Origin of the sequence: Geomonas propionica (assembly GCF_016458235.1) — a bacterium.
GTDB classification, from domain to species: Bacteria; Desulfobacterota; Desulfuromonadia; order Geobacterales; family Geobacteraceae; genus Geomonas; species Geomonas propionica.
The window spans coordinates 111,156-137,576 of the sequence record NZ_JAEMHK010000010.1 but is presented as its reverse complement, the minus strand read 5'-3'; the positions used below and the strand labels follow the sequence as shown (position 1 = coordinate 137,576).

Here is a 26,421-nt window from a genome sequence, read left to right as displayed (position 1 = left end):
CTCAGGGCATGAAACGCATCGTCATCGCAGCGCCGCACAGCGGCTCCGGGAAAACCACCGTGACCCTCGGCATCATGGCTGCGCTGAAGCGTCGCGGCCTCAAAGTGGCGCCGTTCAAGGTGGGACCCGACTTCATCGACCCCGGCTACCATGCCCAGGTCACCGGTGCTCCGTCCATAAACCTCGATGGCTGGATGTGCCCGCTGGAGTTCGTCAGGGACACCTTTGCGTTACATGCGGCCGCCGCGGGCATCGCGGTCATCGAGGGGGTGATGGGGCTCTTCGATGGCATTGACGGCAGTTCCGATGCCGGGAGTACGGCGCAGATTGCCAAGGAACTGGCGGCGCCGGTCGTCCTGGTGGTGGATGCCCGCAGCCAGGCCCGCAGCGCGGCAGCTTTGGTGAGTGGTTTCGCCGGGTTCGATCCGGGGGTGAAGGTCGCGGCAGTCGTCTTCAACAACGTGGCGAGCGCCAACCATGAGCGGATACTGCGCGAGGCGCTGGCGGCGTATCTACCCGAAGTAAAGGTGCTGGGGTGCATGCCGCGGGACGCGGTGCTGGCTATCCCTTCGCGCCACCTGGGTCTTACCACGGCCGAGGACAACCCGCTCTCCCCGGAGTTTATGGACCACCTGGTCGAGGTCGTCGAGCGGCACCTCGACCTGGAGACCCTCCTGGAATTGGAACAGCGGGAACTTCCGACATCGGCCCAGTCGGAGCCGCCGGTAACGGATGCCGAGGATGGTGGTCCGGTGCGCATCGCCGTGGCCCGCGATGCCGCCTTTTGCTTCTCTTACCCGGATAACCTGCGGCTTCTTGCCGAAGCGGGCGCCGATATCTGCTGCTTCTCGCCCTTGGAGGATGCAGCTTTGCCGGATGCAATCGGCGGCATCTATCTTCCAGGCGGCTACCCGGAACTCTTCGCTGGCAAGCTCGCTGCCAACGAGCCGATGCGGCAGGCTATTCGCCAAGCTGTCGAGGCGGGGATGCCGGTCTACGCCGAGTGCGGCGGCTTCATCTACCTGACGGAAGGGGTTGTCGTAGACGGGGGGACGGCTCCCTTCGTCGGTGTGTTCCCGGTGCAGACCCGGATGCTGCCGCGCCGTAAGGCGCTCGGGTACCGGGAGATCGAGCTGGTAGCCGACGGTGTCATAGGGACCAGGGGCACCGTTGCCCGGGGACACGAATTTCATTATTCAGAGATGGAGGAGATGCCGGAGGGGATCGAGCGGCTCTACCGGGTCAGCAGGAAGGGCGCAGACCTGGGGCTGGAGGGCTACCGCTACCGGAACTGCCTGGCCTCCTACATCCATTTACACTTCGGCAGCTCGCCGGGTATCGCACAGAACTTCGTGGGACACTGCAGGGCATACCGGACCAGGAGTCTCACATGAAAACACAGATCGAGTCGGCACGCGCGGGGATCATTACCCCGCAGATGGCACAGGTTGCCTTTGATGAGGCACAAACACCGGAGTACGTCCGGGACAAGGTGGCTGCGGGGCAGATCGTCATCCCCTGGAACCACGTCAGGAAGCCCAAGGTGGCCGGCATCGGCACCGGGCTGCGCACCAAGGTGAACGCGTCCATCGGCACCTCTTCGGACATCGTCGACTACGCGGCCGAAGTGCGTAAGGCGAAGGTGGCCCAAGAGGCGGGGGCGGACACCCTGATGGAGCTTTCCGTCGGCGGCGATCTGGACAGGGTGCGGCGCGAGGTGATCGCCGCCGTCGACCTGCCGGTGGGGAACGTACCGCTGTACCAAGCCTTCTGCGAAGCCGCGCGCAAGTACGGCGACCCGAACAAGCTGGACGAGGAGATGCTCTTCGATATCATCGAGCGCCAGTGCGCCGACGGCATGGCCTTCATGGCGGTGCACTGCGGCATCAACCTCTACACCCTGGAGCGCCTGAGGAAGCAGGGGTACCGTTACGGCGGCCTCGTTTCCAAGGGTGGCGTGAGCATGGCCGCCTGGATGATTGCCAACAACCGCGAGAACCCGCTTTATGAGAAGTTCGACCGCGTGGTGGAGATCCTGAAGCGTTACGACACCGTGCTCTCGCTGGGTAACGGTCTCCGGGCCGGCGCCATCCACGACTCCAGCGATCGCGCCCAGATCCAGGAACTGCTGATCAACTGCGAGTTGGCCGAGATTGGCCGCGACATGGGATGCCAGATGCTGGTGGAAGGTCCGGGGCACGTGCCGCTGGACGAGATCGAAGGAAACATCAAGCTGCAAAAAAGGATGAGCGGCGGCGCCCCTTATTACATGCTGGGCCCCATTTCCACAGATGTCGCGCCCGGCTTTGACCATATCACCGCTGCCATCGGTGCCGCCCAGTCCTCGCGCTTTGGCGCCGACCTGATCTGCTACATCACCCCGGCCGAGCACTTGGCGCTTCCAAACGAGGAGGACGTCAAGATGGGTGTGAAGGCGGCCAAGATCGCGGCCTATATCGGCGACATGAACAAGTACCCCGAGCGGGGCAGGGAGCGCGACAAGGAGATGAGCAAGGCGCGCCGGGATCTGAATTGGCAGCGCCAGTTCGAGTTGGCCCTCTTCCCTGAGGACGCCGCTGCCATCAGGAAGAGCCGCGTACCCGAGGACGAGCAAACCTGCACCATGTGCGGCGACTTCTGTGCCTCCCGCGGCGCCGGCAAGATCTTTGCGGCAGACCTGCGTGGGGACAAGATTTGATATTGGGCAAGTTTCAGACTAACCCTCTCCCCTCGGGAGAGGGTGGCCGAAGGGCGGGTGAGGGGGGGGGCACGGGGGAATACGGTGCTCACTGCGAGGCCCTCACCCCGACCCTCTCCCGGAGGGAGAGGGAGGTAGGTGAGCCACCGGTGGGAGGGCGCGCGCTATTGGCAGCCGCGCTGTTGTCATTCCTGCTTGTCCCGGCCCCCGCCCACGCCATGCACATCTCGGAGGGAATCCTTCCCTTCCCCTGGGCGCTCACTTGGTTCCTGGTGCTGGTGCCGTTTCTGGCGCTGGGCATCAGGCAGTTGAACTTCCTGGCGCGGGAGGACCTCTCCATGAAGCCGCTTGTGGGGCTGCTCACCGCCGTGGTCTTCATCATCTCCTGCATGCCGATCCCGGTGCCGACCGCCGGTACCTGCTCGCACCCCTGCGGCACCGGGGTATCTGCCATACTGGTGGGCCCGCTGGTCAGCGTGATCATCGCGGCGGTCTCGCTCTTGATCCAGGCGCTGTTCCTGGCCCACGGCGGTCTCTCGACGCTCGGCGCCAACGCCCTTGCCATGGGTGTTGTCGGCTCCTTCGCCGGCTGGTTCGCCTTCCGCGCCGTGCGTAAGGTGGGCGGGAGCCTGGCCGTGGCTGGATTTATCGCTGGCCTTGTGGCAGACTGGGCCACCTACGCCACCACGTCGCTGCTTCTCGCCCTCGGCATCCGGGGGGAGTCGCCGCTGTGGCCCCTGTTCGGGAAAATCGTTTTGGCCTTTCTCCCCACCCAGTTGCCGCTGGGTATCCTGGAAGGGGTCATCACCGCGGGAATGGTCACGCTCTTGTACCGCAAGCGCCCGGACCTGCTCGTGAAGATGAGGGTCATCAAGGAAAAGGAGGTAGCCGGCAATGCCTGATAGAAAACGCAGGTGGAAAGTATTGCTGCTGCACACAGTCACGCTGCCGACGCTGCTGTTCGCTTTTTACTTCTTTTCCCTCGCCCCCAAGGCCTACCAAGGGGTGGACGAGGCCGTGGTGGAGAAGATCGCCAAGGAGCACGGGCGGGAGGCCAAGGCGCCGCTCATCGATCCCGGGTCCGGAGACCTGCTGCTGTTCGCCTTTCTGGGAGCGGGCGTCGTGGGCGGATTCGCCGCCGGATATTACTGGCGTCAGTTGACGGGTAAGGACCACAAGGAAGGTTGATGCACCATCACTTCAATGCATATCGCCACCATGCGGCCCATCCTCTCGCCTCGGTAGATGCGCGGGTGAAGCTGGTCAGCGCGCTGGCCCTCCTGGTCATGGTGCTGAGCTCGCAGGGAATCGTGTTTCCCCTCGCGGTAGCCGCCCTCGGGCTGGCGCTCTGCCTGCACCTGGGGACCCCGGTGCGCATTCTCGTGCTGCGCTTTTCCGAGCCGCTCTTTATCGCGGTCATGGTGCTGGCGCTGAAGACCTTCTTCTCAGGCACCGTACCTCTTTTCAGCATCGGCCTGGGTGGCTGGGAGTTGATCGGGCACCGTGACGGCTTGATGGCCGGGCTCCTCATCGCCGGGCGCATCCTAGGCGGGGTCTCCCTCCTCGCCGTGGTCGGCTTCTCCACCCCCTTCACCGAACTGATGGCGGCGCTCTCCTGGCTCAGGGTGCCGCAGGTGTTGGTGGACGTAGCACTTTTTGCCTGGCGCTACCTGTTCCTGCTCCTCGAGGATGCCCAGGTGGTCTATAACGCCCAGAAGAACCGCCTTGGCTACGTCGGGTGCCGGCGCGCCCTCTCTTCGCTGGGGACCCTCGCGGGCGTGCTGGTGATTAAGGCGTTCGACAACAGCCAGAGCATCACCACCGCGATGGTGCAGCGCGGTTATGACGGCGCCATGCCTATGTCAGTACACCGGCCGCTGCGGTTGGTCGAGGTCGGCTCCGCGTTGCTCTTCGTCGGCGCCATGGCCGCCATGAGGGCACTGTAAATAATGAAGGAACCGTTCGTGGACCAGACCAGAATTTCAGTGAACCTGGAGAGTTACCAATACCCAGACGGCACAGTCGCGCTGGCGGATCTACACTTGGGCATCGCTCGTGGCGAGTTCGCCGGCATCCTCGGCTCCAACGGCTCAGGAAAGACCACGCTGCTGAAGATCATGGACGGCCTGATCAAGGGGTATCGCGGCGAGGTGCTCTTGGACGGCGATAACGTGCTCCGCCTGCATCCGCGCGACATCTATCGGAAGGTTGGGCTGGTGTTCCAGAACCCCGACGACCAGCTTTTCGCCAGCAACGTCTTCGAGGACGCTGCTTTTGGCCCGCGCAACATGGGGTGCGCTGAGCCCGAGGTGAAAAGCCGCGTCGAGGCGGCACTGGCGAGCGTGGACATGTCAGAGTTCGCCGCGAAGGGGATTCACAACCTGAGCTACGGCCAGAAGAAGCGGGTCTGCATCGCCGGCCTGCTGGCCATGGGGCACGAGATCCTGCTCCTGGACGAGCCGACGGCCGGGCTTGACCCCATGGGCGAGTACCGGATGATGGAGCTCTTGACCCGGCTGAACCGTGACCACGGCGTCACCATCGTCATGGCCACCCACAGCGTCGATCTGGTACCGATTTTCCTGCACCAGCTCCATATCCTAAGCAAGGGGCGCCTGGTCCGCGGCGGCGCCCCCGAAGACGTGTTTACCGCGCCGGAGGAGTTGGCCAACGTAAAGCTGCGCCTCCCCCACATCGCCGAACTGATCTACCAGTTGAAGCATGAAGATGGCCTTCCCTTCAGCCGCCTTCCCCTCACCATCGGCGAGGCGCGCCGGGAGATGGTGGAAGCGATGTCTAAAAAGTGATTCTTCCGTTCTCCACCCACAGGGCGACCCTTACCGGTCGCCCTTTTTCGTATCAAGTCCAACACCGCCGTTAGCTATTGAGACAGTTCAGCGTCCCACTTTCGCACAGGTTTCGGCAGGCAACGTCATGAGTAGAGGCGTAACTGCCAGCTTTTGCGTTTATTTCTCCAGTGGCAAGTAAGCGGCATGTATCCTGCTCATTAGAAGGTGCGCCTGCGGTTGCGGATGTCCCTCTACCGCGGCGAATCCAGAATAATGGGAGCGGCAGATGAGTGGTTTCTTTGTGGCGGTTGGGGTGGTCTACGTGTTGGCGGTATTGGTTCAGATTGCGTGCTGCAGGAGCAGCGTGAAGAAGGGTGAAGTGCTAGCAGAAGGGACAGGCTCCATTTAGGTGCCTGTCCCTCTAGCGCAACGCTCCATTCCGCTTTGCCACCTTACCCAAGCCCTAAGGGGACAGGCACCTGGCGGAGCCAGTCCCCCTCCTGCCGTGAAGGGCTTTGAGGCGGAAAACCAACATGGATTGGCAAAACTGCCAAAAAAGCGGGGCGGATCTCTTGATCCGCCCCGTTTGGTATTTAAGGAGTGGCCCGACTGACGCCTAACGCTTCTCCAGCACCTTGGCCCGCGCCTTGCCGATCATGCCGGCGATGCTCCCTATTTCGTCCAAAGACTCTCCCTCGACCAGCTTGATGTGGGTGAGGTCGGCGGGGACTTGGTTGAAGGTGGGGTCGACGGAGACCCACCTCTCTTCCAGGTAGCTTTCCGCCCAGCTGTGGTACAGGAATCCGTCACCCTGGTACACCAAACCGGAGACGAAGCGGGTAGGGATGCCGGCGGCCCGCGCCAGGGATACGTAGAGCCGTGCGTGGCTCTGGCAGTTGCCGCGCCCTTTCTGCAGCGTTTCCAACGGCGACTGCGAATCGATCACGTCAGCCTTGATGTTGCCGGCAACCCACTCTGCCAGACGAGCGACTTTTTTGGCGGGATCCTTCTCGTCCCCCACGATCACCTTCATGCGTGAGACAATCTCTGGGTTGTCGCTGGGGGTCCGCTCTCCGGGCTGCAAGTCCGCTTGGGTGGGGACTTCTTCCGCGGCAGGACCGGGGTTGGGGAGGCTGAAGATGACGCTGCCGTCGGGCTGGCGCTCCGCCCCTTGCCATGCTCCCTGCAACAGGCGCTGCTGCGCAGGGAACCCGGTGATCTGGACCACGAGCTTCTGCAACCGCTCAGGATGCTCCAGGGGAGGCGTGACCCGGATCAGGCTGAAGTCGTAGACGAGGTCCTTCTTGCCCATGGCGGCTTCGGCCAACTCGGCCTTGGCGGCTGCCTCGTCACGGGCCAGCGTGACCACCAGCCCGTCCCGCACCGATTCCTTCAGGACGTTACCTGCCAGATCAACCCAGATGTCGTTGTCCACCATGGTGTAGAGATCGTTTTTCAGGTGCACCACCTGCTTCCCGTCCAGGGTTTCTGGCCCGACTACCTCGACCTTCGCCTGCTTCACCTTCACCGCTTCCGGGTCCAGGTACTGGATCTTGTAGGTCTTGCCCGGCACCGCCCCCTGCAAGAGCGGGTACAGGTTCAGGGCATGTGGCGGGTAGATCGGTCCTTTCACCTTCAGGACCCGCTCCTTGTTGCCGTTGGCCGAACGGGTGTGGACCGTGATCCCTTTGGGTGTCACTTCACCGTTGATGTCGACTGGGCTGCCATCAATGCGGTTTTGGACCTGGAACGAGCGCAGGGTCAGGTCGGGGGCCACCTGGTAAGATTCCGTTGAACTTGCCTCACGGGAGAACCCCATCACCTTCATCTTCACGCTGCCGCGCGAGGAGATCTGGTAGCCGCCGGCGGTGCGGGTAACGGTGGTCTGGCCGAAGCCGACCTGCTCGTCACCCATGATGATGCTGAACCAGCGTTCCCCTTCGGGCGGGGCGGCCAGCTTTGGGAGAGGGGTTGCCGCGAGGAGCTGGAGCGGCAAGAGGACCAGGGCCAGTAGCGCCATGAACCGAAGGGTGAGTTGAAAGCGTGCCGTGGTTGTCATACATCCTCCTGGGCTGAGTTCGCGGTATTTTATACCACATGACTTGCGCCGGGCGCAATGCGCCAACCCGCTCTTTTTCTTATGAAACGCGGCGCCCGCGAGGTTCATGAGGTTAGCGACCGAAAGAGTTCTTTGATTAATTGTAGTTAAGCTCTTGCAGTCTTTTGAGCGTCTCAGTATAATGTGTTCATAGATACGAGTTGCGGAGGATCGTAGGATCCTCCTTCCCCTAGCCGACTTGCCCTCCTAGTCGCTAGGGTTTTTTTTTGTACCTTCTTCCTCTCGAGTGTGCCAATCGTTGCACACTTTTGCCGATTCCTATACAATCCCACCTGATCTGCAATTCCATCCGGCTGTGCCAGCGAGGACCGATGTATCCTATCGTAACCATTACCGACCAATGCCGAAAATGCTACTCCTGCGTGCGCAGCTGCCCGGTCAAGGCGATCAAGGTGGAGAAGAGCTACACCGAGATCATCTTCGAGCGCTGCATCGGCTGCGGCAACTGCCTGAGCAACTGCCCCCAGCACGCCAAGGTCATCGCGGACAACGTGGTGGTTACCGAGGCGCTGCTTACCTCCGGTGACCCGGTGGTCGCCGTCCTGGGCTGCTCCTTCCCCGCCTTCTTCCACAACTGCTCTCCCGGTCAGCTCTCCGCCGGCCTGCGCCAGCTCGGTTTCGCCGAGGTGCACGAGGGGGCCCGCGGCGTGGAGTTGATCGCCGGCGAGTACCGAAGCGCCATTGACCAAGCGCAGTTGCCGCTCATATCTTCCCATTGCCCGGCCGTGGTCGACCTCGTGGAGCGCCACTACCCGCAGTTGATCGAGAACCTGGTCGGCGTGGTGACTCACATGGTCGCCATGGGCCGCTACCTGAAGCAGGTGCTGGGAGAGCAGGTCAAGGTCATCTACATCAGCTCCTGCATCGCCGGCAAGTTCGAGGTGCAGGCGGAACAGACCAAAGGCGCCGTGGACGTGCTGCTTACCTATCGGGAGTTGGAGTCGATCTTCAGGGAGCGCGGTATCGACTTGGCGGCGCTGCAGGAGGAGCCTTTCGACGGCAGAGCGCCACATATGGGACGGATCTTCTCCCTGTCGCAAGGCTCTTTCCAGGCCTTCGGCATCAACCCCGACCCGCTCGATACCGAGATCGTCACCGCCGAGGGTGAGGTCAACGTTATGGGGATCATCAAGGATCTTGCCGCTGGACGCATCAGCCCGAAGCTGGTAGACCTCCGCTTCTGCTACGACGGCTGCATCGGCGGCCCCGGGCGCAACAAGGAGCTCACAGAATTCTCCCGGCGCAACATGGTGATCTCACACTTCAGGGGGGAGACCCCGTACCGCGTGGCGCCGCACTATCAGAAGGATTGGGACATCAACCTGTCGCGCACCTTCTCGGACAAGTACGCCAAGCTCCCCACCCCGAAAGGGGGGGACGTCAAGAAGATCCTCCACGCCACCAACAAGTTCACCCAGAAGGACGAGTTGAACTGCCGCACCTGCGGTTACCGCACCTGCCGCGAGTACGCCGTCGCTGTGTTCCAGGGGCTGGCGGACTTGGAGATGTGCCTGCCGCACAACCTGCAGCAACTGGAAGAGGAGCGCGGCCGCCTGATCCAGAAGTACGAACTGGCCAAGAGGGAGTTGGACCGCGAGTACGGCGACGAGTTCATCGTGGGGAGCGACGGCAACACCTTGGAGGCGCTGGACCAGATTAAGCAGGTGGGGCCGACGCCGACCACGGTGCTGATCCGGGGCGAGTCCGGTACCGGCAAGGAGCTAGCCGCCCGCGCCATCCACCGCTACAGCAAGCGAAACGACAAGCCGCTGGTAACGGTCAACTGCACCACCATCACCGACTCCCTTCTTGAGAGCGAACTCTTCGGCCACAAAAAGGGCTCCTTCACCGGCGCCATCACCGAGAAGAAGGGCCTTTTCGAGGCGGCCGACGGCGGCACCATCTTCCTGGACGAGATCGGCGACATCACCCCGAAGCTGCAGGCGGAACTGTTGCGCGTGCTCGACCTGGGTGAGGTTCGGCCGGTCGGCGGCACCGTGGCCCGCCGCGTCGACGTCCGCCTCATCGCGGCCACCAACAAGTCGCTCGAGGACGGGGTGCGTGACGGGTGGTTCCGCGAGGACCTCTACTACCGGCTCGATGTTTTCTCCATCACCATGCCACCGTTAAGGGAACGGGTGGAATCGATCCCGCAGCTCGCGCACTACTTCCTGGAGAAGGCGCGCAACAAGCTGAACAAGCACATCGTCGGTATCGAGGAGCGCGCCATCAACGCCATGGTCAAGTACCCCTGGCCCGGCAACATCAGGGAGATGCAGAACGTCATCGAGCGCGCAGCGGTTCTCACCCACGACGACATCATCAAGCTGGGCAACCTGCCGCTGGCCTTCGCGGAAAGTTACGCCGACGAGGGGGAGGATGTCATCGACCTGCGCTCTTTCAAAAAGGAGCGCGAGCCGCACGTGTTGCGGGTCGAAAAGAAGCTGATTCAGCGCTACCTGGCCGACGCCGGAGGCAATGTGTCAAAAGCGGCACAACTTGCCAACATCCCCAGAAGGACCTTTTATCGTCTTTTAGCCAAGCATGGGTTGAAAGGGCGCACAATTCGCGCGCGGGAGGAAGAAGATGAATGATTTGGTACGCGGGGAGCAAGATCTCCCTGGCCAAAATGATACAAATGGGCACATTTACCCACTTTGTGCCAAAAGTGGCGCACTTTGTATACACTGCGGCATTATAGATTTCTAACGTAAAATTAAGGGTATACGTGAAAACAGCGGGTTACGCGGGGGTGCTGCTTTTTTTTGGGGTTGGCACGCATATAGCAATATTGTAGACATCGTGTCACCAATCTTGAGCAGTACAAGGAGAGAAGCAGATGGGCAGAATGAGAGAGAACCCCAGGTACAATGTCATTTCCATGAGGATCAGCGACGCAGAGCGTGAGACCCTCGAAGCAATCATGGACTCCACTAAGAAGAGCGTTTCCGACATCATGAGGGAAGCAATGGAACTCGTGAAGGCCAGAAGCGTAGAGATGAACCAGAAGGCGGCCTAGGCCGCCTTGTATCACCCCGCCGAAGCATAAAAAACGGCCGCGTTAAGCGGCCTTTTTTTATTCCTGCAGTTTCCGGTTTCCCGAGTAATTCCTTATTTCACCTTCCAGGTGGTTCCCTGCGCGCTGTCCAGGAGCACGATGTTCTTCTCAAGGAGGAGATCCCTGATCTCGTCGCTGCGCTTGAAGTTCTTGGTCTTGCGGGCCTCGGCGCGCTCGGCGATAAGTGCCTCGATCTCCTCGACCGGGATCTCCATATCCGAGGTCTTGCGGTCCTTCATGCGCTGCAGGAATTCGGCGGGGACGGAATCGCACACCCCGAGAGTCGCAGCGATGCCGGCAATTTCCTGCTTCACACGTTTGAGCAGCTCCAGCGGGGAGACCGGCAGGGCGCGGTTGACGCTGCGCACCAAGTCGAAGACGTGCCCGAGCGCCATCGCCGTGTTGAAGTCGTCGTCCATGGCCTCGCGGAAGCGGGTCGCGATGCTGCCGCACTTCTCATTCAACTCCGCGCTTTCTTCGGTCGAGGGATGGTCAGTCCCCGCGGCCAGACGCTCGTCGATGCCTGCCAGCGCCTTGTAGATTCTCTCCAGACCGAGTGCGGATTCCTTGAGGTTCTGGTCAGAGAAGTCGATCGGGGAGCGGTAGTGGGCCGAGAGCAGGAAGAAGCGGAGCACCTCCGCGTCGTAGCGCTCCAGCACCTCCTTGATGGTGAAGAAGTTCCCCAGCGACTTGGACATCTTCTCGGAGTTGATGTTCACGAAGCCGTTATGCAGCCAGTACTTGACGAAGGGTTTGCCGGAGGCGGCCTCGGACTGGGCGATCTCGTTCTCGTGGTGCGGGAAAATGAGGTCCTTGCCGCCGCCGTGGATGTCGAAGGTATCCCCCAGGAACTTGGAGCTCATGGCGGAGCACTCGATGTGCCACCCCGGCCTGCCCTGGCCCCAAGGGGATTCCCAGAACGGCTCGCCGGGCTTGGCGCCCTTCCAGAGGGCGAAGTCCATCGGATGCTCTTTCTTCTCGTCCACCTCGATGCGGGCGCCGGCTTGCATGTCCTCCAGGTTCCTCTTGGAGAGCCTCAGGTACCCTTCGAAGCGGTCGACGCGGAAAAAGACGTCGGAACCGGACTGGTAGGCGTATCCCTTCTCGATCAGCCGCTCAACAAGTGCGATGATCTCCCCGATGTGCTCGGTCGCCTTGGGCTGGAAGGTCGGGAGCTGCAGCATGAGCCGCGCCATGTCCTTGTCGAACTCCTCGATGAAACGCTCGGAGATCTCGTTGTAGGGGACGCCGTCGCGGTTGGCGCGGTTGATGATCTTGTCGTCGATGTCGGTGTAGTTGCGGACGTAGGTGACGTCAAGCCCGGTGGCCTGCAGGTAGCGGTAGATCATGTCGAAGACGACGTTGGCGCGGGCGTGCCCAATGTGGCAATGGTCGTAGACCGTTACCCCGCAGACATACATGCCGACCTTGCCGGGGGTGATCGGTACGAATTCTTCTTTGCTGCCGGTAAGGGTGTTGTAGACGCGTAAAGCCATGTCAGATCCTCTTTTCTCGAGTGTTAAGGCCTTTAGCCGTTATTAGTTTGCCGTTTTACAGCCATCTTCGCTGGTACAAGTCCCCCTTTGCGAAGGGGGGAGCTTCCTGCGTTACTTCTTCACGTTCCAGGAATCACGCAGGGTGGCGGTCCGGTTGAAGACCAGCGCACCGGGGCGCGAATCCTTCATGTCGGGGCAGAAGTAGCCCAGGCGCTCGAACTGGAAGCGATCCTCCTGGGTGGCCGCGGCGAGCGACGGCTCCAGCTTGCAGTCGCTGAGCACCTCGATGGAGTTCGGGTTGAGCGAGGTGCGGTAGTCGGGCTCGTTTTTGCCACCCGGGTTGGGCGTGCTGAAGAGACGATCGTAGAGGCGCACCTCGGCGCTGACGGCGTGCTCGGCGCTGACCCAGTGGATGGTCCCTTTGATCTTGCGGCCGTCCGGGGCGCTGCCGCCGCGGGAGCCGGGATCGTAGCTGCAGCGCACCTCGACCACCTCGCCGTTCTCGTTCTTCACCACGGACTCGCACTTCACGATGTAGGCGTAACGCAGGCGCACTTCCTTGCCCGGCGCCATGCGGAAGAACCCCTTGGTCGGCTCCTCCTGGAAATCGTCGCGCTCGATGTAGACCGTCTTGCCGAAGGGGACCATGCGGCTCCCCATCTCCGGGTTGTTCGGGTGGTTGGCCGCCTCGAACTCCTCGGTCTGACCTTCCGGGTATCCCTCGATAACCACCTTGAGGGGACGCAGCACCGCCATGGCGCGCGGGGCACGCAGGTTCAAGTCCTCGCGTGCCGCGTCCTCAAGGATGCTCATGTCGATCAGGCTGTCGCTCTTGCCCACGCCGATGGTCTCGCAGAAGGCGCGGATTGACTCGGGGGTGAAGCCGCGGCGCCTGATCCCCACCAGGGTCGGCATGCGCGGGTCGTCCCAGCCGTCCACCAGCTTCTCTTGGACCAGTTCGAGGAGCTTTCGTTTGCTCATCACCGTATAGTTCAGGTTCAGGCGCGCGAACTCGATCTGCCTCGGGTGGCAGGGGACCGGGAGTTGGTCCAGCACCCAGTCGTAGAGCGGGCGGTGATCCTCAAACTCAAGGGTGCAGACGGAGTGGGTGATCCCCTCTATCGCGTCGGAGATGCAGTGCGCGTAGTCGTACATCGGGTAGATGCACCAGGCGTCGCCGGTCCGGTGATGGTCGACCTTCTTGATTCGGTAGATGACCGGGTCGCGCAGGTTGATGTTAGGGGAGGCCATGTCGATCTTCAGGCGGACCACCTGGCTGCCATCTTCGAACTCGCCGGCGCGCATGCGGGCGAACAGGTTGACGTTTTCGGCGACGCTGCGGTTGCGGTACGGGCTCTCTTTGCCCGGCTCGCTCAGTGTGCCGCGCATGGCGCGGATCTCGTCGGCGGTGCTGCTGTCAACGTAGGCCAGCCCCTTCTCGATCAGGACCACCGCGTACTGGTAGAACTTTTCGAAGTAGTCCGAGGCGTAGTACATGTGCTGGCCCCAGTCGAAGCCGAGCCACTTCACGTTCTCCTTGATGGAGTCCTCGTACTCAATGTCTTCCTTGGTCGGATTGGTGTCATCGAAACGAAGGTGGCAGCGGCCGCCGAAATCGCGGGCCAGGCCGAAGTTGAGGCAGATCGACTTGGCGTGCCCTATGTGCAGGTAACCGTTCGGCTCGGGCGGGAACCGTGTGACGATGGTCTCGTGCTTGCCGTTTTTCAGGTCGTCGGTGACGATGTTCCGGATGAAGTTGGCCGCTTTTTCGACGACCGGGGTTTCTTCTGTGGTCATATCAGATGTCCTGTCCGCAGCCGGTGTAAGGCCGGCGTGCGTTGAGTTGAGTGTTCGTTCTCCAAACAATTCTCCTCCCCCTGGAGGGGGGAGGCTGGGAGGGGGGCTCGCCTGCTGTTTCCCCCTCCCCGACCCTCCCCCTCCGGGGGAGGGAGAAGCCCGGCTAAGAGAGGGGCGACGGGATCCTCATTCCTTCCTTGCTAACAACGCCACGGAATACGCGGCGATACCCTCGCCCCGGCCGGCGAAACCGAGCTCTTCGGTGGTGGTCGCCTTCACGTTGATCCGGTCGTCCTCGGTGCCCAGCGTCTCCGCGATGTTCTGCCTCATCTGCTGGATGAAGGGGGCGAGCTTGGGGCGCTGGGCGACGATGGTGGCGTCGACGTTGCCGATCCGGTACCCCTTGCGCTCCGCGAGATCCATCACGTGGCGCAGGAGCTTCCGGCTATCCGCCCCTTTGTAAGCCGGGTCGGTGTCCGGGAAGTGCTTGCCGATGTCCCCCTCGCCAATGGCGCCCAGGATGGCGTCGGATATGGCGTGCAGGAGTACGTCCGCGTCGGAGTGCCCGAGGAGTCCCTTTACATACGGGACATCGACCCCTCCCAGGATCAGTTTGCGCCCCTCCACAAGTCGGTGTACGTCGTAGCCGTGTCCGATGCGCATCATTTCGCTGTCTCCTTCAAAAACGCCTCGGCAAGGATCATGTCCTCGGGCGTGGTGATCTTTATGTTGCGGTAATCGCCCTGCACCACGCGCACCGGCTGCCCCTGCCATTCCAAGAGCGAGGCGTCGTCGGTCCCGAGGAAACCTGCCGCCGCGGCCTGTTCATGGGCGGCGCGGATCAGGCCGTAGCGGAATCCCTGCGGCGTCTGGGCGAGCCAGAGGGTTTCGCGTGGCGGCGTGGCGGTAACCAGACCTTCCTGCACCACCTTGACCGTGTCCTTCACGGGGACGGCGACTACCGATGCGCCGGATTCCCTGGCAGCTGCGGCGGCATCCTCGAGCATCTGCACGGAGACGAAGGGGCGAACCCCGTCGTGGATCAGCACGATGTCGTCGGGCTCGATCCCCTCGATGGCGCGCAGGCCGTTGTACACCGAGTGCTGGCGCTCCTGCCCGCCCGGAACGATGGCGCGCACCTTGGTGAAGCCGTAGCGCTCGACCACATCGCTGCGGCAGAACGGGATCTCCTGCTCCGGCGAAATGAGGTAGATCGCGTCGATGCAATCCGCTTCCTCAAAGGTCCGCACGGTGCGGGCGAGGATCGGCATGCCGTCCAGCATGAGGTACTGCTTGTTGGAGCCTGCCCCCATCCTCTTTCCCATGCCGGCGGCGGGGATGAGCGCGATTGTTCTGGCCAAAGTCACCTCTAAAAAAGGGGGGCGTCCCCAAGGGGGAAATCGCCGAATTATACAGTTTGGCTGTGAAAAAACCAGTTAAATATCACCAAAGTTCGCCAGGCTGGCTATGCAGCCAAAGCGCTCAGGGCGGCGGCCAGGTCGTCCAGGTCGGCGTCCTGCAGGGTCCGCGGGTCGAGCAGGAAGGCGTTCTTGTTGATGCGCCCGATGACCGGGATCTCCATGCCGCGCAGCCTTGCCTCGATGTCGTTGGGGGTGAGCCCCTCGACCGCCACCTCGATGAGCATAGTAGGAAGGTTCAAGAGCGGCAGCGTCCCGCCCCCCGCCTGGGAGAATCCATCGCTGAGCCTGAAGCTGACAGCTTCGGGGGTGCGGCGACGGAGCCGGCCCGCGATCTTCCTGGCCCGCGCGGTGAGTTCGGGGAGGGTGGCGGTCAACATGCGCAGCGTCGGCACTTCCTTGAGCGCCACCATCTCGTCGCGGTACAGGGCGAGGGTCGCTTCCAGGCTGGCCAGGGTGAGTTTGTCCATCCTGAGCGCACGCAGCAACTGGTGCTTCTTCATCGCCTCGATGAACGGCTTCTTGCCCACGATGATCCCCGCCTGCGGGCCGCCCAGAAGCTTGTCGCCGCTGAAGGTGATCACATCGACGCCGGCCCTGACGAAATCCTGGACGGTGGGCTCGGGGCAGGGGAGCCGGTTGGAAAGGTCGATCAGGTTGCCGCTCCCCATGTCGGCCAGCACCGGCACGCCCGCCTGCTTGCCGAGTTCGACCATCTCCTCGGCGGTCACCTCCTTGGTGAAGCCGAGCACGGCGAAGTTGCTGCAGTGCACCTTGAGGAATACGGCGGTGTTTTCGTTGACCGCACCGAGATAATCCTTGGGATGGGTCCGGTTGGTGGTGCCCACTTCCTTCAACGTAACGCCGGAGAGCTTCATCACCTCGGGGATGCGGAAGGAGCCGCCTATCTCCACCAGTTCTCCGCGCGATACCACGGCTTCGCGTCCTGCCGCCATCGCGCTTAGCGTCAGGAGCACGGCGGCGGCGTTGTTGTTCACCACGATGCCCGCCTCGGCGCCGGTCAACTCGCACAGCAGTTCCTCGACATGGCTGTAGCGGCTGCCGCGCACCCCCTCGTCGAGGTTGAATTCCAGGTTGGAGTAGGAAAAGGCGATGGTGTTCAGCGCCTCGCGCGCGGCCTCGGGGAGGATGGAGCGCCCGAGGTTGGTGTGAATAACGATGCCGGAGCCGTTGATCACCCGTTTCAGGCTGGGCTGGGTCAGCAGCCGCAGTTCCCGCGCCACCTCGGCGCAGACCGCGGCTTCGGCGAAGGCCGCGTCGCTCAGGCCGCCGGCACGGGCGCCGCTACGCAGCCGATCGAGTACCAGCCGGACCGCCTTGAGAACCAGCTCCCTCGGGTGGCCGTTCAGAAGCGTACGCACCGCTTCCCATTCCAGTACCCGGTCCACTTTCGGGATCATTTTCAACTGCTGCACGGCGCCTCCCTATTTCATGAAATGGCAACGCGCTAATTTAGCGCAAAGTGAGCCATGAGGCAAAGAAAAACCACAGGTTGAGGGGGCGTGGCAGAAGGGACTGGCTCCGTTAGGTGCCTGTCCCTCTAGCGGAACGCTCCTTTCAGCCCAGCCACCTTTCACCAAGCGCTAAGGGGACAGATACCTGGCGGAGTCGTAAAAGCAACTCCCCCTAAATCCCCCTTTGCTAAAGGGGGACTTTTACCGCACTGACAATGGACAACGGCACTTCTGCGGTGGAGCTTGAATAAGTGGTCGGTGTGCGGGTAGCGCGGGACAGGAGCAAGAGAAAGGGGGGAGGGTGGACGGAAATATGAAGGCGGCGTGACAATGCCGGGTGGACGCGCGGGCGCCGGACATCGAGGAAAGACAGGCCCCGCATCCCTGGTGAGGGAGACGGGGCCTTGTTGAGTATTTAGAGATCGAGCCCTTTGCCGGTCCAGGCTTCCGCGACCGCGGTGTCTTCCTCGATGAGGACCTTGCCGCCGTACTCGGCGTTTTTCTGCACCAGCATCTCGGCCATGACCGGATCGCGCTTGCGGAAGGCCTCGATGATCTTCTCGTGCTCCTCCACCGAGAGCTGCATCCGGCCCGGCTTCATGAGGGAGGCCAGGCGCAGCCGCTGGAACTTCTTGAGCAGCTGGGCGATCATGTCGTGCAGCTTGTCGTTGCCGGCGCCCTTGATGAAGAGGTCGTGGAAGCTGTTATGCACCTTGAAGAAGTGGCGCACGTCACCTTCCTCCGCGATCTCGCGCAGCTTCTCATTGATCGCTTCGAGCTTGTTGATTTCCCTGGTGCTGAGCTGGCTGCACGCTTTCCGGGCGGCGTAACCTTCAAGGATGCTCTTGATGGCGTAGAACTCTTCGACGTCTTTTGGGGAGAAACTGGCGACAAGCGCTCCCTTGCGCGGTATGACGGAAAGGTACCCTTCGGATTCCAACTGGCGGAAGGCTTCACGGATGGGGGTGCGGCTGATGCCGAAGCGGGCTGCGAGTTCGGGCTCAGCTACCTTTTCTCCCGGCTTGAGGGCTCCCGACATGATGGCGTCGCGGATGGTCTCAAGTATCCGTTCTCTAAGGGTAAGGTGCTTCTCAACGTTCTTCTTCATGCGGCCCCCTTCAATGATCGCCGTATTGTATACAGTATCCAAAGATTGTCAAGAACTTCCCTGTTGGAAATTGTGGGGTTGCACATGAAAAAGCTTGAAATCTCCTAGTGTGGTCTGTATGTTGCGACGCTGAGGGAGTTTAGCTATGGATCCGGTACGCCATTTCAAGATATCAATCTGTGTGCTGCTGCTACTGCTCACCGTGGGGACCTGCGGCTACATGACGCTGGAGGGGTGGAGCCTGCTCGACGCCCTGTACATGACGGTGATCACCCTGGGCACCGTGGGCTTTCGCGAAGTACACGACCTGAGCCACATCGGCAAGGTCTTCACCATGATGCTGATCTTCTTTGGGGTCGGCGTTATCGGTTACATCGTCGGCAGCCTGGCCCAGATCATGTTCGAGGGGCAGTTCCAGCGCATCATCGGGAGGAAAAAGGTGGAAAAGGCGATTGCCGCCCTGGACGGGCACTACATCATCTGTGGTTTCGGGCGCATCGGCTCGCTGATCTGCAAGGAGTTCTCGGCCAAACCGCTTCCTTTCGTGGTGGTGGAGAAGGACATCGAGATGATCGCCCAGATGGAGCAGGACGGTCACGGCTACCTGTTCCTGCCCGGGGACGCCACCATCGACGATGTGCTCTTGAGGGCCGGCATCAAGAAGGCCAAGGGGCTCATCTCGGTGGTCACCTCGGACACCGAGAACGTCTACATCACGCTGACGGCGCGGGGGCTCAACCCCGACCTTTTCATCCTGGCACGCGCCGGCGAAGAGGGGAGCGAGATCAAGCTGAAGCGGGCCGGCGCCAACAAGGTGGTGTCTCCGTACCTGATCGGCGGCTCCAGGATGGCGCAGGCGATCCTGCGTCCCACCGTGGTGGACTTCATCGAGATCGCCACCGGCCGGGAGCACATGGAATTGCAGATGGAGGAGATCCTGATCCCGTCGCGCACCGGCTTCATCGGCGAGACGCTGGCCAGTTCGGGATTCCGCAAGGAGACCGGCGTCATCATCGTCGGGGTCAAGAAGCAGACCGGCAAGATGGTCTTCAACCCCGAGTCCCACACCAAGATTGAGGCGCACGACACGCTGATCGTACTCGGGGAACCGGCTGCGATCCAGAAGCTGGACCAGCTGGTCCGCTGCGACAGCTGCGCTGAGGAATTGATCAAAAAGCACAGGAAAAAAGATGAGTAAAAGAGTTTTCGTTCACGTCCCTTACAGCCAGATCAAGGAGCACCTCCCCTTCGTCCTGGAGCGCAAGCTGAGCCCCGAGATCTACCTTTCCGCCGACGCGCTCGACGCCGCCACCCCGGCGCAGCTCGCTGAGACCGCGCGGGCACTCGCGGGGGAGGGACTTTCCTGTACCATCCACGCGCCCTTCATGGACCTGAACCCCGGCTCGCTGGAGCGGATGCTGCGCGACGCGACCATGCACCGCTTCGGCCAAGTACTGGACGCTGCCGCGATCCTGCGCCCGGAGGTCATGGTGTTCCACCCCGGTTTCGACCGCTGGCGCTACGGGGAGGCGCAGGGGCAGTGGCTTGAGCTGAGCGTTGCCGCCTGGCGTGAGGTGTTGCTGTGCACCAAAGATATCGGCACGGTGGTCGCGGTGGAGAACATTTTCGAGGAGGAACCGTCGACCCTGAAGGCGCTCTTCGAGGCGGTTCAGGATCCTTCCTTCGGGCACTGCTTCGACGTGGGACACTGGAATCTGTTCAAGCAGGTGGGGATGGAGGAGTGGTTCGAGGCGCTGGGGGCGTGGATCCGGGAGGTGCATATCCACGACAACAGCGGGACCAAGGACGACCATGCGCCCCCGGGAGCAGGCGCCATCGACTTCGCGCTGTTCTTCAAGCTGATGGAGCGCTACGCGCCGGACGCCGCCTACACCATCGAATCGCACAGCAGGCCGCACCTGGAGAGCTCGCTGCAGGTCTTGGCCCCGTACCTCGGTTAGCCGCGGCGGGATCGTCCGGAGCGCTTAAGATATAAACCGAGGTAGAGTACCACCCCGAGGTTGACCAGGAAGACCACGATGCGGGCCCAGTCCGGCTTGCGCCAGATTTCGAATAGCTCTACCGGGAGGTAGATCGCCCCGGAGAGAAAGCCGAACCACTCCGCCCACTTTCTTCCCTGCCACAGCCCGTATGCCTCCACCAGGCGCACCGTCGCGTAGGCCAGCGCGGAAAGCGCCAGCATCCAGAGCTGCACATCAGTGACGCGGTTGGCTGCGTCGATGAAGATGCTGGGGTAGCGCCGGGCCGGGTTCATGTGCAGCACCTGCACCAGTCGCACCGCTATGTTGTGCAGGTCCTTGTGCACCAGCGCCAGCACGCCGCAGCCGGCCAGAAGGACCACGGCCCCCTTCAGCGCCTCGAAGAGCGCCACCACGTGCAAACCGCCCCGCCTTGCCTTTCCTCTTGTCGCCATCCGCAGCGCCCCCGTTACCCGCGAAAGATGAAGAAAACCGCCCCGGCCATGCAGAGGCCGGCCCAGAGGTAATCCAGTTTGAGCGGCTGGCCCATGTAATAGACAGCGAAGGGGACGAAGACCGAAAGGGTGATCACTTCTTGAATGATCTTTAATTGTCCCAGGTTAAAAGTTCCGAAGCCGACGCGGTTCGCCGGCACCTGGAGCATGTACTCGAAGAGGGCGATGCCCCAGCTGGCCAGGATGGCGACGTAGAGCGGAGCGCTGCGCAGGTCCTTTAGGTGGGCATACCAGGCGAAGGTCATGAAGACGTTGGAAAGGATCAACAGTACGATGGTTCTCATGGCAGTTCCGTATAAAGATTTTGCCCCGTTACGCGGGGGTCCCGTGCCCGCCGCGGGCCACGGCCGGGACGGGTGGCGTAGCGGCAACGGTAGCGGCGACTGGCAAGGATAACACGATAACTGCGTCCGGTGCAAAGGTTGCCGTAGCATAAAATGCAGGTACGGCATGTGTTTAAGTATTATTGGCCAGTAGTAATTAACAAAAACATTAGTTATTTATCCTCCTGAAGTTTCAATTGTTTACATCACAAAAATACTGTAGTATGCGCGCGTTTTGGCTATTCTTGCTGCTGTCGTTCTGTCAACCGCGAAAGATCCGGTCTACTTAGGCGATGCCTTGGTGTGCAGTTGACAGTGGTGCGTCGGCCGTTGTGCTCTGGGTTTTGCGCCGGAGGCGCCTCAAAGTGTCCGGTGTTATTTTCTGCGAAGGGACGGAACTATGAAGATTGAGAAACAGGAAGCTTATTTGAAGGAATGGCAGGGCCATGAGGAACTTGCGGAGCGCATGCTCGCGATCATCGGCCATCTTTACCGCGACAACAACATCGTCACCACGGTGTACGGCCGCTCCCTGGTAAACAGCCCTACCATCGAGATCCTCAAGGCGCATCGTTTCGCTCGCCTGATCCTCGACGGCGAACTGACCGTCCAGGAGACGTTCCCGATTCTGGAAGCCCTCGCCAAGCTGGACCTGGCGCCGGCGCGCATCGACCTCGGCAAGCTCGCGGTCCGCTTCGAGGCGGTCCGTGACAAGGTTTCCATCGACGACTTCGTCGCCAGCGAACTCGCTTCGGTCAACACCGGCCGCACGTCGCTGCTCGACGAACCGCAGGACATCGTGCTCTACGGTTTCGGCCGCATCGGCCGCCTGCTCGCGCGCATCCTGGTCGAGAAGTCCGGCAGCGGCGAGAAGCTCCGTTTGCGTGCCGCCGTGGTTCGCAAAGGCGGCCCGGACGACCTGGTCAAGAGGGCGAGCCTCTTGCGCCGCGACTCCGTGCACGGTCCCTTCAACGGCATCATAACCATCGACGAGGAGGAGAACGCGATCATCGCCAACGGCAACATGATTCGCATTATCTACTCCGATGCCCCGGAAAACGTAGACTACACCCAATACGGCATCAACAACGCCATCGTCATCGACAACACCGGCAAGTGGCGCGACCGTGAAGGGCTTGGCCGTCACCTGAAGTCGCCCGGCGTTTCCCAGGTGCTCCTTACCGCTCCGGGCAAGGGTGACATCCCCAACGTGGTATCCGGCATCAACAACGAACTGATCGTTGCGGAAGAAACCATCTTCTCCGCGGCGAGCTGCACCACCAACGCCATCGTTCCGGTGCTGAAGGCGGTCAGCGACAAGTTCGGCATCGTGAGCGGCCACGTCGAGACCTGCCACTCCTACACCAACGACCAGAACCTGATCGACAACTACCACAAGGCCGATCGCCGCGGGCGGAGCGCCCCGTTGAACATGGTCATCACCGAAACCGGTGCCGCCAAGGCAGTCGCCAAGGTGCTTCCGGAGCTGGCCGGCAAGCTGACCGGCAACGCCATTCGCGTTCCCACACCGAACGTCTCGCTGGCCATCCTGAACCTGCAGCTCGGTGCCGAGACCGACGTGGCGACGCTGAACAGCTACCTGCGCGCCATCTCGCTCGACTCGCCGCTGCAGAACCAGATCGACTACACCAACTCCCCGGACGTCGTCTCCAGCGACTTCGTCGGTTCGCGCCATGCCGGCGTGGTCGATTCCCTGGCCACCATCGTGCAGGGGAACCGCTGCGTGCTCTACGTCTGGTACGACAACGAGTTTGGCTACAGCTGCCAGGTGGTGCGCATGGTCCAGAAAATGGCGGGCCTGGAACTTCCCGCTCTGCCGGCCTAGTTTCGCGCAGGCAATAATGAGATAGACAGGAGAAGGGGCATCCGAGAGGGTGCCCCTTTTCACGTTTTGCGGGTTTTGCCGACAAGGCCAAGTACCTCTCCTTCCCCCGGAGGGGGGAGGTTGGGAGGGGGGCTTCGGTGGCGGGGGTGGGGAGCGGTTCCCTTGCCCACGGCGGGGAAGCAGGGTAAAGTTCACGCTGCAAAGAAAGGGGGCACATGAGAGCGGTCGGCGACAGATACTTAATCCCGGAAGGACCGGTCAGGATACTGGCGTTTGTTGCAGCCGGCCTGGTCGGAGTCTGCCTGCTCGCCTTCATTCTCCTGGAGATCTACCTCGCTACGCCGCTTCCCGCCCGACAAATCTCCCGCCTGGTTACCTCCACCCTTAAGCAGCAATTCACCGTGCAGCGCGTCTCGCTTTCCGGGCGAACCCTGGTGCTGGGCGGGGTCAGGCTGCACAATCCCAATGGCTTTACGGGTCCCGACCTGGTCGCGGCGGAGACGGTGGCGGTCAAGCCCCAGTGGCTCGGTCTTTTACGGGGAGAGCGTCGCTACGACCTCATCGCCGTCGACGGCGGCAGCATCAACCTTTTGAAAAACGGCACCGGCGCCTGGAACTTCAGCGAGCTGCAGCGCAGGCTGGCCGCGAAGCCGGTCAAGCCAGCTCCCGAGACGGTTATCGGCAAACTCCTGGTGCGAAAAGGAGCGTTCACCGTGCAGGGGGAGGGTGTGAGCGGCCTTGACCTCAAGCTTTACAACCTCGCCAGCGGGGGCTCGCGCAACGCGCAGGTGGAGCTCATTTTCGAGGATCCCGGGCACAACCGCTACCAGTTGCAGGGGACAGCCCGACCGGGCGAGCAGGCTGCCGTCGACCTCACCCTGAGCGCGCCGATCCTTTCCCTGCGGAGGATGGCCGACCTGCTGAAGCTGAAGAACCCGCAGCCGCTTGAGAAGGCGTCGGGCTCGCTGACGGTGAACGGGGTGCTGGCCAAGGGAGAACTCCGCAGTTCCGGCTCGTTCCGGTTCAGGGACATCATGCTGCCGGCGGCACGGGGGAGTTACCCGGTCGCGGGCACGCTGAAGTTCAACGGCACTTACACACTCTCCGAGGACCGGGCGGACCTGAACGAAGCGACGCTCGCCATTGAGAACGTGGCGCAACTGCATGCCGAGGGGAGCCTGAGCGGGGTGAGAACGGAGCGCCGCTACGCCCTGCTGTTCGGGGTGGACCAGGTCGACCTTGCCCTGTTGAACGTGCTGCTGACCGAGGAGGCCCGCAGCGGCCTGCTCCTCGCCGGGAAGCTGCGCTGCGAGTCGCTGCGATTGGAGGGGACCGGCGCAGGCGGCGTGGAAAGCGCAGCCGGCATCCTGCTGCTCCAGGATGGCTCGCTCTCCAGGAAGGGGGATTTGCTGGCGACGGGGCTCTCCGGAAAGGCGGCGCTGTCGCGTAAGGGCCAAGGTGTCGCCGCGGCCGGTGCTATCGCTGCCCCCCAAGGGACGGGCGGGGCGGTTGTCGACGCGCTCAGTCTCCCCTTCGATATCACCTTCTCCCCCCGATTGAAGCCGGTGCGGGCCCAAAGCAGCGGCTTCAGCGCCCGGGCCCTCGGGGTCCCGGTCGCCGGAGATCTCTCCTATGATCTGCAACGCCCGGAGCCGCTGTCGGCCACCCTGCGGCTCGCGCAGGCGAAACTCCCCTCGCTGAACCCGCTTCTGAAACGCTACGACCTGCAGGCCAGCGCCGGCAGCGCGTCGGGGACGGTGGCGCTGACCGGAAAGAGCGCGCATGATCTGAAACTCTCGGGCCAAATCAGCCTGGCCGATTTCAAAGGAACGCGGGGCCAGGAGCCGGTTGCGGTCAAGGATGGGGCTGCCAGTATCGAGCTACGGCAGCAGGGAAGGCACCGCCAGGCTTCGGGCTCGGCACGGCTGGCGGGATTGACGATCGGCTCACAGTACGGCGATGCCCGCTTCGGCTACCGGGTGGAGGATGACAAGGTCACCCTGGAAGGGGTGCAGGCTCAGCTGGGAACGGGTCGGCTGGTCGCCACCCGCATCGACGGCCGGTTGCCGCCTCCGGGAACCCCGGCAGGGCACACTCCGCTCCTCCTGGAACTGGAGGGAGCTTCCTGGCGCCAGGGCGATCTGGAGTTCTCCGGGCTCTCTGGTCAACTCCAAGGGAGCATGCTCACTGCAGGCACGGAAAAATGGTTGGAGGGGACCGCGACCCTTGCCTCCCGTGCCGTCACTATGAACAGCAACCCGGTAGGGGGAGCCGTGCTTAAAGCCAGCTTCGCAAAGGCAGGCGGCCGCGCCGAACTCACCGGCTCCTTGCTGGGGGGCAAGCTGGCGGCTGAGGCCACTTTTCGGCCCTTCGCTCACGATTCCGGCGTCGCCTTTAAGGCGTCGCTGCAGGACGGAAGCGCGGCACAGGCGGCGTCCTTCCTGCCGAAAACCGCAACCATCCGCCCCACGGCTGGGCGTCTGGACCTGCGCTGCTCCGGTAGCTACTCCGGGAAAAGAGGGCTCGACTGCCGCGTCGATACCAAGGGGCGCGGCTTGGCCCTGTCGAAAAACGGCAAGAACGTGCTCTCGGGTGCTTCCCTGTTCTTGTCCGGGAGTTATTCGGCAGGGGCTCTCTCTGTCGGGGAGGGGCTGTTCTCGCCGGGTAAAGGGGTGGCGCTGAGGGCACGGGGGCAGGTGGCGGCCGCCTTCTCCCCCAAGCGTCGCGGGACCATCAGTTTTTCCCTTCCTGAAACCCCGGCCGATGTCCTGGCCGACGCCACAGTCAACCTGTTGCCGCCCGCCATCCAGGAGGCGACGCTGAAAGGTGCGATCTCCGCGAGCGGGAACCTTGAATTTCGGGAGGGACGGCAACTGCTGCAAGGGAGCATCAAGGTGCAGGGGGGGCGCATCGAGTCGGCACCCCAGAAGTTCACCGTGGCCGACATCAACGGCAGGATCCCCGTTTCCCTTGACCTCTCCGGCAAGAGCGTGACGCTGCCCAAAGAAAGTAGGGAATTCAGCAGGGCAAACTACCCGCGCCTGCTGGGCCAGTTGCGGGGGCTGCCGGCGGCCGGTGAGCAGTTGACGGTGGGAAAAACGGTCTTCGGCACCCTGGAGTTGGGGAAACTCACCCTGCAACTGCGCGCCTCACAGGGGCTCATGGAGATCGCCCCTCTGCGCACCACCCTCTACGACGGCGATGTCCTTGGAACGGGCTACCTCGCGGTCAGGGAAAAGACGACCTACCGCGCCGACTTGTTGGTGAACGGCCTCAGCCTGAAGCAGCTCTGCCGCAGAATCCCCAGCGTGCAGGGGTACATCTCGGGCCGGGTGGACGGCGTGATCAGCTTCAAGGGCGTGGGAGGGGGCGTTGCGGGGGCGACCGGTTTCGTCGACCTCTGGGCCCGGGAAGGGAAAAAGGAGAAGATGCTGGTCAGCAAGGAGTTCCTGCAGCGCCTGGCCAAGCAGAAGCTGAGCGGCTTCTTCCTGAGCCGGGACCGGGACTACGACGAGGCGGAGATCAAGGCGACCCTGCAGGATGGGGACCTGACCTTCAACACGCTCAAGATCGTCAACACCAACTTCTTCGGCGTCAAGGACCTGAACGTGAACATCGCACCGACGCAGAACCGGATCGCCCTGGAGCACCTGCTGGAGTCGATCAAGGAGGCTGCGGTACGTGGCAAACCCGCGACGGGCGAACCGCCCGCAGGGAACGCACCGGCCAAACAGGAACCGGTGCCGGAGTTCAAGTGGGAAGAGTGATCCTGCTGTGTTATATTCGTGAAGTGCCGAATC

19 protein-coding genes and 1 pseudogene are annotated in these 26,421 nt (G+C 62.4%); 11 read left to right on the top strand and 9 right to left on the bottom strand.

Annotation, left to right across the window (positions count from 1 at the left end; translation table 11 throughout):
* The first annotated feature begins 8 nt into the window (after nt 1-8).
* From JFN90_RS14065 to JFN90_RS14040, 5 genes and pseudogenes are all read left to right on the top strand, one after another.
* A complete protein-coding gene (locus JFN90_RS14065; RefSeq protein WP_199395750.1) occupies nt 9-1,394 on the top strand; it encodes a cobyrinate a,c-diamide synthase in 1,386 nt (461 codons plus the stop codon).
* Nucleotides 1,391-2,698: a phosphomethylpyrimidine synthase ThiC gene (thiC, locus tag JFN90_RS14060; RefSeq protein WP_199395749.1), complete on the top strand. Its 1,308-nt coding sequence runs from the start codon at nt 1,391-1,393 to the stop codon at nt 2,696-2,698. The genes JFN90_RS14065 and thiC overlap by 4 nt, the downstream gene beginning before the upstream one ends.
* 149 nt (nt 2,699-2,847) lie before the next feature.
* Nucleotides 2,848-3,886 (top strand): annotated as a pseudogene (locus JFN90_RS14055) (energy-coupling factor ABC transporter permease).
* Nucleotides 3,886-4,644 carry a cobalt ECF transporter T component CbiQ gene (gene cbiQ, locus JFN90_RS14045; protein ID WP_199395747.1) on the top strand — a complete coding sequence of 253 codons (759 nt, stop codon included), beginning with the start codon at nt 3,886-3,888 and terminating at the stop codon, nt 4,642-4,644. Before JFN90_RS14055 ends, cbiQ begins: the two are co-directional and overlap by 1 nt.
* Nucleotides 4,645-4,647: 3 nt before the next feature.
* Nucleotides 4,648-5,505 (top strand): energy-coupling factor ABC transporter ATP-binding protein, encoded by an 858-nt coding sequence (locus JFN90_RS14040; RefSeq protein ID WP_199395746.1) that lies wholly within the window; start codon nt 4,648-4,650, stop codon nt 5,503-5,505.
* Between the two features lie 598 nt (nt 5,506-6,103).
* On the opposite strand, the gene JFN90_RS14035 is transcribed toward JFN90_RS14040, so the two are convergent.
* Complete coding sequence (locus JFN90_RS14035; RefSeq protein ID WP_199395745.1) at nt 6,104-7,546, bottom strand: transglutaminase-like domain-containing protein; 1,443 nt, start codon at nt 7,544-7,546, stop codon at nt 6,104-6,106.
* A 371-nt stretch (nt 7,547-7,917) separates the two neighbouring features.
* Between JFN90_RS14035 and JFN90_RS14030 the strand changes: the two genes are divergently transcribed.
* Together JFN90_RS14030 and JFN90_RS14025 are read left to right on the top strand one after the other, a co-directional pair.
* Complete coding sequence (locus JFN90_RS14030) at nt 7,918-10,200, top strand: sigma 54-interacting transcriptional regulator (protein WP_199395744.1); 2,283 nt, start codon at nt 7,918-7,920, stop codon at nt 10,198-10,200.
* 245 nt (nt 10,201-10,445) lie between these two features.
* Nucleotides 10,446-10,625, top strand: a complete 180-nt coding sequence (locus JFN90_RS14025) for a ribbon-helix-helix protein, CopG family (protein WP_183350105.1) — start codon at nt 10,446-10,448, stop codon at nt 10,623-10,625.
* 92 nt (nt 10,626-10,717) lie between these two features.
* Here JFN90_RS14025 and cysS read toward each other — a convergent pair whose 3' ends face one another.
* From cysS to JFN90_RS13995, 6 genes are all read right to left on the bottom strand, one after another.
* Nucleotides 10,718-12,160 (bottom strand): cysteine--tRNA ligase, encoded by a 1,443-nt coding sequence (gene cysS, locus JFN90_RS14020; RefSeq protein WP_199395743.1) that lies wholly within the window; start codon nt 12,158-12,160, stop codon nt 10,718-10,720.
* A 111-nt stretch (nt 12,161-12,271) separates the two neighbouring features.
* Nucleotides 12,272-13,957 (bottom strand): glutamine--tRNA ligase/YqeY domain fusion protein, encoded by a 1,686-nt coding sequence (locus JFN90_RS14015; RefSeq protein WP_199395742.1) that lies wholly within the window; start codon nt 13,955-13,957, stop codon nt 12,272-12,274.
* 186 nt (nt 13,958-14,143) lie between these two features.
* Nucleotides 14,144-14,620, bottom strand: a complete 477-nt coding sequence (gene ispF / locus JFN90_RS14010) for a 2-C-methyl-D-erythritol 2,4-cyclodiphosphate synthase (protein ID WP_199395825.1) — start codon at nt 14,618-14,620, stop codon at nt 14,144-14,146.
* On the bottom strand, nt 14,620-15,318 hold the full coding sequence (ispD, locus tag JFN90_RS14005) for a 2-C-methyl-D-erythritol 4-phosphate cytidylyltransferase (protein WP_199395741.1): 699 nt from the start codon (nt 15,316-15,318) through the stop codon (nt 14,620-14,622). Before ispD ends, ispF begins: the two co-directional genes overlap by 1 nt.
* A gap of 104 nt (nt 15,319-15,422) precedes the next feature.
* Nucleotides 15,423-16,796, bottom strand: a complete 1,374-nt coding sequence (gene selA, locus JFN90_RS14000) for an L-seryl-tRNA(Sec) selenium transferase (RefSeq protein WP_199395824.1) — start codon at nt 16,794-16,796, stop codon at nt 15,423-15,425.
* Nucleotides 16,797-17,265: 469 nt separating this feature from the next.
* Nucleotides 17,266-17,958: a GntR family transcriptional regulator gene (locus tag JFN90_RS13995; RefSeq protein WP_199395740.1), complete on the bottom strand. Its 693-nt coding sequence runs from the start codon at nt 17,956-17,958 to the stop codon at nt 17,266-17,268.
* Nucleotides 17,959-18,103: 145 nt separating this feature from the next.
* Here JFN90_RS13995 and JFN90_RS13990 point away from each other — a divergent pair, with 145 nt between their 5' ends.
* A complete protein-coding gene (locus tag JFN90_RS13990; RefSeq protein WP_199395739.1) occupies nt 18,104-19,156 on the top strand; it encodes a potassium channel family protein in 1,053 nt (350 codons plus the stop codon).
* Nucleotides 19,149-19,919, top strand: coding sequence for a sugar phosphate isomerase/epimerase family protein (locus JFN90_RS13985; protein ID WP_199395738.1), 771 nt, complete (start codon nt 19,149-19,151; stop codon nt 19,917-19,919). The genes JFN90_RS13990 and JFN90_RS13985 overlap by 8 nt, the downstream gene beginning before the upstream one ends.
* Here the strand turns inward: JFN90_RS13985 and JFN90_RS13980 are convergent.
* Entirely contained in the window at nt 19,916-20,392 is a 477-nt protein-coding gene (locus JFN90_RS13980; protein ID WP_199395737.1) for a DUF2127 domain-containing protein, read from the bottom strand. The two genes, JFN90_RS13985 and JFN90_RS13980, sit on opposite strands and share 4 nt — an antisense overlap.
* A gap of 14 nt (nt 20,393-20,406) precedes the next feature.
* Complete coding sequence (locus JFN90_RS13975) at nt 20,407-20,736, bottom strand: DMT family protein (RefSeq protein WP_199395736.1); 330 nt, start codon at nt 20,734-20,736, stop codon at nt 20,407-20,409.
* 439 nt (nt 20,737-21,175) lie between these two features.
* Between JFN90_RS13975 and JFN90_RS13970 the strand changes: the two genes are divergently transcribed.
* Nucleotides 21,176-22,621, top strand: coding sequence for a glyceraldehyde-3-phosphate dehydrogenase (locus JFN90_RS13970; RefSeq protein WP_199395735.1), 1,446 nt, complete (start codon nt 21,176-21,178; stop codon nt 22,619-22,621).
* Nucleotides 22,622-22,836: 215 nt separating this feature from the next.
* Nucleotides 22,837-26,388 carry an AsmA family protein gene (locus tag JFN90_RS13965; protein WP_199395734.1) on the top strand — a complete coding sequence of 1,184 codons (3,552 nt, stop codon included), beginning with the start codon at nt 22,837-22,839 and terminating at the stop codon, nt 26,386-26,388.
* Nucleotides 26,389-26,421 lie beyond the last annotated feature (33 nt).

Excerpts from the sequence above, each read along its gene's own strand:
- ispF (WP_199395825.1), bottom strand. The coding sequence starts at position 14,620 with ATGCGCATCGGACACGGCTACGACGTACACCGACTTGTGGAGGGGCGC.
- cysS (WP_199395743.1), bottom strand. The coding sequence starts at position 12,160 with ATGGCTTTACGCGTCTACAACACCCTTACCGGCAGCAAAGAAGAATTC.
- thiC (WP_199395749.1), top strand. The coding sequence starts at position 1,391 with ATGAAAACACAGATCGAGTCGGCACGCGCGGGGATCATTACCCCGCAG.
- JFN90_RS14025 (WP_183350105.1), top strand. The coding sequence starts at position 10,446 with ATGGGCAGAATGAGAGAGAACCCCAGGTACAATGTCATTTCCATGAGG.
- JFN90_RS13970 (WP_199395735.1), top strand. The coding sequence starts at position 21,176 with ATGAAGATTGAGAAACAGGAAGCTTATTTGAAGGAATGGCAGGGCCAT.
- JFN90_RS14030 (WP_199395744.1), top strand. The coding sequence starts at position 7,918 with ATGTATCCTATCGTAACCATTACCGACCAATGCCGAAAATGCTACTCC.
- selA (WP_199395824.1), bottom strand. The coding sequence starts at position 16,796 with ATGATCCCGAAAGTGGACCGGGTACTGGAATGGGAAGCGGTGCGTACG.
- JFN90_RS14065 (WP_199395750.1), top strand. The coding sequence starts at position 9 with ATGAAACGCATCGTCATCGCAGCGCCGCACAGCGGCTCCGGGAAAACC.
- JFN90_RS13980 (WP_199395737.1), bottom strand. The coding sequence starts at position 20,392 with ATGGCGACAAGAGGAAAGGCAAGGCGGGGCGGTTTGCACGTGGTGGCG.
- JFN90_RS13975 (WP_199395736.1), bottom strand. The coding sequence starts at position 20,736 with ATGAGAACCATCGTACTGTTGATCCTTTCCAACGTCTTCATGACCTTC.
- JFN90_RS13985 (WP_199395738.1), top strand. The coding sequence starts at position 19,149 with ATGAGTAAAAGAGTTTTCGTTCACGTCCCTTACAGCCAGATCAAGGAG.
- JFN90_RS13995 (WP_199395740.1), bottom strand. The coding sequence starts at position 17,958 with ATGAAGAAGAACGTTGAGAAGCACCTTACCCTTAGAGAACGGATACTT.
- JFN90_RS13990 (WP_199395739.1), top strand. The coding sequence starts at position 18,104 with ATGGATCCGGTACGCCATTTCAAGATATCAATCTGTGTGCTGCTGCTA.
- JFN90_RS14040 (WP_199395746.1), top strand. The coding sequence starts at position 4,648 with ATGAAGGAACCGTTCGTGGACCAGACCAGAATTTCAGTGAACCTGGAG.
- JFN90_RS14015 (WP_199395742.1), bottom strand. The coding sequence starts at position 13,957 with ATGACCACAGAAGAAACCCCGGTCGTCGAAAAAGCGGCCAACTTCATC.
- JFN90_RS14035 (WP_199395745.1), bottom strand. The coding sequence starts at position 7,546 with ATGACAACCACGGCACGCTTTCAACTCACCCTTCGGTTCATGGCGCTA.
- cbiQ (WP_199395747.1), top strand. The coding sequence starts at position 3,886 with ATGCACCATCACTTCAATGCATATCGCCACCATGCGGCCCATCCTCTC.
- JFN90_RS13965 (WP_199395734.1), top strand. The coding sequence starts at position 22,837 with ATGAGAGCGGTCGGCGACAGATACTTAATCCCGGAAGGACCGGTCAGG.